This is a genomic window from Leptotrichia trevisanii DSM 22070 (assembly GCF_000482505.1).
GTDB lineage: Bacteria > Fusobacteriota > Fusobacteriia > Fusobacteriales > Leptotrichiaceae > Leptotrichia > Leptotrichia trevisanii.
Genome location: NZ_AXVL01000091.1, coordinates 1 through 1,080, shown reverse-complemented (window position 1 = coordinate 1,080; position 1,080 = coordinate 1). Strand labels below are relative to the sequence as shown.

Genomic DNA, 1,080 nt, shown 5'->3' with positions numbered 1-1,080 from the left:
CTGGAGGGTATGCGTGAAAACGGTAAGCCCGTGAACTGAAACATCTAAGTAGCGGGAGGAAAGGAAAGTAAAAACGATTCCCTGAGTAGCGGCGAGCGAACGGGGAAGAGCCTAAACCGTGTCAGTGCCAAGCGGACAGCGTTGCTGACACGGGGTTGAGGGACTTCCATTAACGGATTGTCATAATGTTTAAGTCGTATATATGTAAGTGGAATCAGCTGGGAAGCTGAACCGGAGAAGGTGACAGTCCTGTAGAACATAAAATATGTATGACGACTGGAAGCACCCGAGTAGCGTCAGGCACGAGAAATCTGGCGTGAATCAGCGTGGACCATATCACGTAAGGCTAAATACTGCTGTTGACCGATAGAGAAGAGTACCGTGAGGGAAAGGTGAAAAGAACCCTGAGCAAGGGAGTGAAACAGAATTTGAAACCGTGTGCCTACAAACGGTAGGAGCACTTCATGTGTGACTGCGTGGATTTTGGTTAATCATCCTGCGAGTTATGACCGGTGGCAAGGTTAATAAGATGAAGCCGAAGGGAAACCGAGTCTTAATAGGGCGACAAGTCGCCGGTCATAGACGCGAAACCTAGTGATCTAGGCCTGTCCAGGCTGAAGCTGAGGTAAGACTCAGTGGAGGGCCGAACTCACCGCCGTTGAAAAGTTGGGAGATGAGGCAGGTCTAGGGGTGAAAAGCCAATCGAACTAGGAGATAGCTCGTTCTCTCCGAAATGCATTTAGGTGCAGCCTTGAGTCAAGATATGTGGGGGTAGAGCCCTGTATGATCTAGGGGGCGTACTGCTTACCGAAATCAAGCAAACTTCGAATACCATATATTAATGCTCGGGAGTGAGTCCATGGATGATAAGGTCCATGGACGAGAGGGGAACAGCCCAGACCGCCAGCTAAGGTCCCTAATTATGTCTAAGTGGGAAAGGAGGTGGATATTCACAGACAACCAGGAGGTTGGCTTAGAAGCAGCCATGCCTTGAAAGAGTGCGTAATAGCTCACTGGTCGAGAGTATCTGCGCCGAAGATGTAACGGGGCTAAGACATAAACCGAAGCTGCGGAGGCGTG

Annotated in this window: 1 rRNA gene; it reads left to right on the top strand. The window is 49.9% G+C overall.

The features are described from left to right. Nucleotides 1-1,080: ribosomal RNA gene (locus tag K324_RS0109705) — 23S ribosomal RNA — on the top strand; the annotation flags it as partial.